Below are 5,991 nucleotides of genomic sequence, written 5' to 3' on the forward strand. Positions count from 1 at the left end.
CGACGCCGCGCTCGCGCGCGAACTGGCTGCGCTCGCGGGGGGCGGCGCGGACCTCGCGCGCCGCGCGCAGCAGCTCGCGGACGCGGGCGACCACCGCCTCGCGTGTCATCTGATCGAGCTCGCGACGACCGCTGAGCCCGAGAGCGCGGCGCTCCACGCCACGCGCGCAGCGATCTATCAGGCGCGCCGCGAGCGCGAGACCTCGCTGATGGCGAAGGGCATCTACGGCGCCGCGGCGAGCGAGTCGCTCGCGAAGGCGGGCATCGAGGATCCGCATGGCAGTCGCTGAGCGCGCGTGCGTGTTTGGGCTGGTGGCTGTTCTTGCGCTGATGGCGTGTCGCTCGCGAGTTCCCTCGGACGCGGAAGTTGAAGCGTTGGGTGCGGCGATCAGCGAGGCGATCTCGAACGGGAACTACGCGCGTGCGCTCGATCTGCAGAAAAGCGCACGGATTCCTCACGACGATGAGTGGCGGTGGGCGATTGCGATCACTCAACTCGAGTGGATCGGCGATGACCGGGCGGTCGCGCGCGCGCCGTTTCAACTCCCCGAGGTCATGGCGGAGATCCGTTCGCTCGCCGGCCGCGGGATGCCGCAGGCAGCCTCGGTTCTGCGTGAGGGTTACCAGTGGGGACGCTTCGGGTTGCCGCAGTCTCCCGCGCTGGAGCACTGCTGGAGCAGAGTCGAGAGCGCAGAAGCTCAACCACCGCAGTGCGAGCAATTGGAGCGCGACACGATTGGTGCTTCCATGCGCCCATCAACCGAGGAGTCTCCATGAAGTTCGCGCTGCTGTTCGCCAACACCGGTCCGTTCGGCCTGCCCGATCGCCTCGCGCACATGGCGCAGAAGGCGGAGGAGGTCGGCTTCGAGTCGCTTTGGACCGTCGAGCACGTGGTCGTGCCGAAGGGCTACGGCTCGCAGTACCCGTACTCGCGCGACGGCAAGATGCCGGGGCCGGAGAACTCGCCGATCCCGGACCCGCTGATCTGGATGACGTACGCCGCCGCGGTGACGAAGAAGATCAAGGTCGCGACGGGCGTGCTGATTCTTCCGCAGCGCCACCCCTTCTACGTGGCGAAGGAAGTCGCGACGCTCGACGTGCTCTCCGGTGGGCGCGCGATTCTCGGCGTCGGCATCGGCTGGCTCGAAGAAGAGTTCCGCGGCGTCGGCGTGCCGTTCAAGGAGCGCGCCTCGCGAACGGAGGAGTCGATTCAGGCGCTGCGCTCGCTGTGGGGCGAGCAGCCGAGCGAGTTCGCGGGCAAGCACTATCGCTGGAACGCAGTCGAGTCGAACCCGAAGCCGGTGCAGAAGCCGGGCGTGCCGATTCACGTCGGCGGTCACGTCGAGGGCGCGGCCAAGCGCGCGGCGCGCTACGGCGACGGCTTCTTCCCCGCGCGCGTCGACGTGCTGATTCCTCTGCTCGACGCGCTCAAGAAAGAGTGCGCCGCGATCGGCCGCGATCCGGGCACGATCGAGATCACGTGCGGCTCGCGCCCGACCCTCGACGAGGTGAAGCGCCTCGAAGATCTCGGCGTGGCGCGCTTCACGCTCTCGCCGCCGGGCTACTCGAAGGACGACCTCGAGCGCGGCCTCGAGAAGTTCGGCAGCGAGTTGATCGCGAAAAGCTGAGCGCGGGCGCTACGCGCTCGAGGGTTGTGCGCCGCCGCGCGTTCCTCGCAGCGCAAACGGAATCGCTGCGATGAGCAGCAGCGCGCTCACGAGCATCGGCGCGCCGGCGTAGCGCGCGTCGATGCTCACGCCGAGCGCGAACGCGCCGTTGAAGAGCCCTGGTGTGAGCACCTGGCACGCGGCGCGCACGCTCGCGAGCGCGCCTTGGAGCTGACCTTGCTCGCTCGCGCTGACCGTGCGCGAGAGGAACGACTGGAACGCGGCGCTCCACACGCTCCAGAACCCGCCGCACACGATCGCGGCGAACACGACCCACTCGGCCCACGCCGTGGCGTAGAGCGTGAACGCGCTGAGGCCCGCGCCGACGCCGAAGTAGAGCGCGCGGCGCTCGCCGAGCGTGCGCACGAGCCAGCCGATCGCGCCGGCTTGCACGACGACGCTCACCGCGCCGACGGCCACGAGCGCCCAACTCACCATCTCCTGGTCCCAGCCGAAGCGCGCGTTGGCGTACAGGAAGAACGTGTGCGGGAGCGAGTCGTGCGCGAGGTAGCTGAGCACCGCGATGCCGATCAGCGACCACGCGGCGGGGTAGCGGCGGATCATCAGCGCGGAGCCGACGGGGTTGGCCTTGCGCCACGAAAACGCCGCGCGCTTCTCGGGCGCAAGCGACTCGGGAAGCACGACCAGGCCCCACACGAACGCGGCAAGGGTGAGTGCGCCAGCGATCCAGAACGGCAGGCGCGGATCGATCGCGCCCGCTTGGCCACCGATGAACGGTCCGGCCACGAAGCCGAAGCCGAAGGCGGCGCCGAGCATCCCGAACGCCTGCGCGCGCTGCTCGGGCGCGGTCACGTCCGCGATGTAGGCGGAGGGCACGCTGATCGAGGCCGAGCAGAAGCCCGCGATCACGCGCCCGGCGAGGAGCCACCAAAGGTTCGGCGCGAGCGCGATCAGCGCGTAGTCGAGGCTGAGCCCGAGTGCGGAGAGCAGGATCACGGGCCTGCGCCCGAAGCGATCGGAGAGCGCGCCGAGCACGGGCGCGAAGAAGAACTGGATCACCGCGAAGCTGGTGCCGAACACGCTCTGCCACCACGCGGCGTTCTGCGAGTCGCCGCCGCTGAAGTCGAGCACCAGCCGCGGGAGGACCGGGATCACGACGCCGAACGCGAGCATGTCGAGCGCCACGACCACGAACACGAACGCCAGTGCAGCGGGGCGCGCCGCCATGGAGCCTCCTTCGGCTGCGGCATCGTACGCCGGCAAGGGCGCGGTGCTTGGACAAATCCGGCGCGCGCAGGGAGGCGCACATGACGAGGCTCGATGGGAAGATCGCACTTGTTACGGGCGCGGCGCGCGGCACGGGCGAGGAGACCGCGCGGCTCTTCGTCGAGCGCGGAGCGCGCGTGCTGCTGACGGACGTGCTCGACGAGCGCGGCGCGAAGCTGGCGGCGGAGCTGGGCGCGAGCGCTGCCTACCAGCGCCTCGACGTGCGCGACCCCGCGCACTGGGCGAGCGCCGTGGCGGAGACGAAGCGCCGCTTCGGTGCGCCGAACGTGCTCGTGAACAACGCCGCGATCCTCACCGTGGCGGCGATCGACGAGACGCCGCCCGAGCGCGCGCGGGAGATCTTCGACGTGAATCTGTTGGGCCCGCTGCTCGGAATCCAGGCCGTGCTGCCCGACATGCGCGCGAACGGCGGCGGCTCGATCGTGAACGTTGCGTCCATCGACGCGCTCGAAGGCGAAGTCGGCGTCGCGGCGTACGGGGCGAGCAAGTGGGGCCTGCGCGGGCTCACCAAGTGCGCGGGCCTCGAGCTCGCGCATCTCGGCATTCGCGTGAACACGGTGTGCCCCGCTGGCGGCGGGAAGGAGATGAGCGCGCCGTGGTACGCGAAGCTCGCGGAGGAGATCCGCAGCGGGAAGCGCAAGGTGGACATGTCGGGTCAGCCGAAGCAGCCGCTCGGGCGCGAGCTCACGCTGCGCGAGATCGCGCTCGCGATCGCGTGGCTCGCGAGCGACGAGTCGAGCTTCTGCAACGCGATGGATCTCGCCGTCGACGGCGGCTTCACCGCGGGCCACATCTTCCCCGGCGCGCCGCGCCCGGGGAAGTGAGCGCGGGTTAGGCTCGCGCGCGTGATGTCGCTCTTGGCGCCGCTCCGCCGCTCGCTGCTCATCCTCGTCGCGCTGGCCGCCTGCGCGGGCGCCGCGCAGGGCGAAGCGCCTCCGGCGCTGCGCTTCCTGCGCGACGGCGCAGAGGTCGCAAAGCTCTCGCTGCCCGCGCTGCTCGAGTGCTGCTCGCCGCGCGAGGTGCGCGTCGACGATCCGTACTACGGCGGCCCGAAGCGCTTCCGCGCGCTGCCGCTGGCACTCGTCCTCGCGCGCGGCTTCGGCGACACCGAGCACGACGCGTTCGCGCGCTCCGAGTTGCTGCTGCGCGCGCGCGACGGCTACACGCGCACCGCGAGCGGCGAGCAGCTGTTAGGGGAGGGCGCGTTCCTCGCCTTCGCGGACGCGGAGCATCCCGGCGGCGCGTTCTTCCCGATCGACCGCCGCCAAGTCGATCCCGCCCCGTTCTATCTCGTGTGGCAGGGCGAGGGGCGCAGCGACACCACGCTCTGGCCGTGGCCGTATCAGCTCGCCGAGATCGAGGTGGTCGACTTCGCGCGCGCATTCCCGCACGTCGTGCCCCAGGGCGCCGCGCCCGATTCCGCCGCGCAGCGCGGCTTCGCGCTGTTCCGCGCGAGCTGCATCGCGTGCCACGCGATCAACGGCGAGGGCGGCACCGTGGGGCCCGAGCTGAACGTGCCGCGCAGCATCGTCGAGTACCGCGACGCCGAGCAGCTGAAAGCGTTCATCCGCGACCCGCGCAGCTTCCGCTACACGAGCATGCCCGCGCACCCGCACTTCCGCGACGCGGACCTCGACGCGCTGATCGCCTACTTCACGCACATGAGCGCGCACAAGCGGGATCCCGGTGCGGGGCCTGGGCATTAGAACCCATCTCAGAATTCCGGACCGAGCCCGGCGCGCGGATTTGGCCGGCTGGCGAGGCGCGCGAGCGAAGGCGTATCTGTCGATACTCCGAGCGAAGCGCAACGAAGCCAGGCGGACAAAGACGCGCGCCCGGCGACGGGAGGAATTCTGAGATGGGTTCCAACGAGGAGTCGCCGTGATCGACCTCTACACCGCGTCCACGCCGAACGGCTGGAAAGTCTCGATCGCGCTGGAAGAGCTCGGCATCCCGTATCGCGTCACGGCGATCGATCTCGCGAAGAACGTGCAGAAGGAGCCGTGGTTTCTCGCGATCAATCCCAACGGGCGCGTGCCCGCGATCGTCGACCGCGCGAACGGAGACTTCGCGGTGTTCGAGAGCGGCGCGATCCTGCTCTACCTGTGCGATCAGTTCGACACGCGCGGCCGCCTGCTTCCGCGCGAGGCGAAGGCGCGCTCGCGAGTCGAGCAGTGGCTGATGTTCCAGATGAGCGGCGTCGGCCCGATGCAAGGGCAGGCCAACGTCTTTCACCGCTACTTCCCCGAGCGGCTGCCGAGCGTGATCGCGCGCTACCAGAACGAGACGCGGCGCCTCTACGGCGTGCTGGACGCGCAGCTTGCGCGCGCGCCGTATCTCGCGGGCGACTACTCGATCGCGGACATCGCGAGCTTCGGGTGGCTCTCGATCCACGCCTGGGCGGGTATCTCGCTCGACGGGCTGCCGCACTTGCAGCGCTGGATGAGCGACCTCGGCGCGCGGCCCGCCGTGCAGCGCGGCATCGCGGTTCCGCAGCCGCTCGTGCTGCCGAAGGACGACCGCGTGACGGAGGAGCTCGCGGAGACCGCGCGCAACATCATCCAGCGCTGAGCCGAGCTGTTAGGCGCGCGCCCTCGCGAGCTCGAGCAGCTGATCCTCCCAGCCCCAGTCGAACTTCAGCGTCTCGTGCAGGCCCTGCTGCCGGAACCACGCGTAGGTGTGCTCGACGGCGCTCGGGAAGGTGAGCTCGGGCCGCCAGCCCACGTCTTCGCGCAGGCGGTCGATCCCGAACACGATGTTGCGGTTCCAGTGATGGATGTGCGGCGCGATGCGCTGCACGAGCATCGTGAGCTGGAAGCGCTGATTGATCAGTTGGCTCGTCTGCGTCGCGCTGCGGATGTCGACCTTCGCGTTCGCCTGCCCGCGCGCGAGCGAGGCGCGTCCGGCGTAGAGGTCGTCCATCAGCGCTGCCGGTACGTGCACCTTGTTGGGCGTCACGCCCACGACCGCGGCGAACGTGTCGACGTAGCCGTTCGCGCTGAACGCGTCGGCGCCGGTGAGGTTGTATCGCTTGCCGAGCGTCGCGTTCTTGCCGCCGAGCATGCGCAGCGCGCGCG

At 70.1% G+C, this 5,991-nt stretch carries 8 protein-coding genes; 6 read left to right on the forward strand and 2 right to left on the reverse strand.

Features of this window, described 5'->3' with window-relative positions; all coding sequences use genetic code 11:
• The 3 genes from FJ091_21810 to FJ091_21820 all read left to right on the forward strand — a co-directional run.
• Positions 1 to 289 (forward strand): MBL fold metallo-hydrolase (locus FJ091_21810; GenBank protein MBM4385987.1); only part of this gene is annotated, 289 nt, incomplete at its 5' end.
• A complete protein-coding gene (locus tag FJ091_21815; protein ID MBM4385988.1) occupies positions 276 to 776 on the forward strand; it encodes a hypothetical protein in 501 nt (166 codons plus the stop codon). The genes FJ091_21810 and FJ091_21815, both read left to right, overlap by 14 nt.
• On the forward strand, positions 773 to 1,627 hold the full coding sequence (locus tag FJ091_21820) for an LLM class F420-dependent oxidoreductase (GenBank protein MBM4385989.1): 855 nt from the start codon (positions 773 to 775) through the stop codon (positions 1,625 to 1,627). Before FJ091_21815 ends, FJ091_21820 begins: the two co-directional genes overlap by 4 nt.
• 9 nt (positions 1,628 to 1,636) lie before the next feature.
• On the opposite strand, the gene FJ091_21825 is transcribed toward FJ091_21820, so the two are convergent.
• Positions 1,637 to 2,854 (reverse strand): MFS transporter, encoded by a 1,218-nt coding sequence (locus FJ091_21825; protein ID MBM4385990.1) that lies wholly within the window; start codon positions 2,852 to 2,854, stop codon positions 1,637 to 1,639.
• A gap of 80 nt (positions 2,855 to 2,934) precedes the next feature.
• Between FJ091_21825 and FJ091_21830 the strand changes: the two genes are divergently transcribed.
• The 3 genes from FJ091_21830 (at position 2,935) to FJ091_21840 (ending at position 5,485) form a co-directional block, all read left to right on the forward strand.
• The gene (locus FJ091_21830) at positions 2,935 to 3,738 is read left to right on the forward strand and encodes an SDR family oxidoreductase (protein ID MBM4385991.1); all 804 of its coding nucleotides are present in this window, start codon (positions 2,935 to 2,937) and stop codon (positions 3,736 to 3,738) included.
• A 24-nt stretch (positions 3,739 to 3,762) separates the two neighbouring features.
• Positions 3,763 to 4,620 (forward strand): cytochrome c, encoded by an 858-nt coding sequence (locus FJ091_21835; GenBank protein ID MBM4385992.1) that lies wholly within the window; start codon positions 3,763 to 3,765, stop codon positions 4,618 to 4,620.
• 175 nt (positions 4,621 to 4,795) lie between these two features.
• A complete protein-coding gene (locus tag FJ091_21840) occupies positions 4,796 to 5,485 on the forward strand; it encodes a glutathione S-transferase family protein (protein ID MBM4385993.1) in 690 nt (229 codons plus the stop codon).
• 9 nt (positions 5,486 to 5,494) lie between these two features.
• Here FJ091_21840 and FJ091_21845 read toward each other — a convergent pair.
• Positions 5,495 to 5,991 (reverse strand): hypothetical protein (locus FJ091_21845; protein ID MBM4385994.1); only part of this gene is annotated, 497 nt, incomplete at its 5' end.

It is taken from the genome of Deltaproteobacteria bacterium (assembly GCA_016875395.1).
GTDB lineage: Bacteria > Myxococcota_A > UBA9160 > UBA9160 > UBA6930 > VGRF01.

Bases quoted from the DNA above. Each gene is read 5' to 3' on its own strand.
- FJ091_21815 (MBM4385988.1), top strand. From the start codon at position 276: ATGGCAGTCGCTGAGCGCGCGTGCGTGTTTGGGCTGGTGGCTGTTCTT.
- FJ091_21820 (MBM4385989.1), top strand. From the start codon at position 773: ATGAAGTTCGCGCTGCTGTTCGCCAACACCGGTCCGTTCGGCCTGCCC.
- FJ091_21825 (MBM4385990.1), bottom strand. From the start codon at position 2,854: ATGGCGGCGCGCCCCGCTGCACTGGCGTTCGTGTTCGTGGTCGTGGCG.
- FJ091_21830 (MBM4385991.1), top strand. From the start codon at position 2,935: ATGACGAGGCTCGATGGGAAGATCGCACTTGTTACGGGCGCGGCGCGC.
- FJ091_21835 (MBM4385992.1), top strand. From the start codon at position 3,763: ATGTCGCTCTTGGCGCCGCTCCGCCGCTCGCTGCTCATCCTCGTCGCG.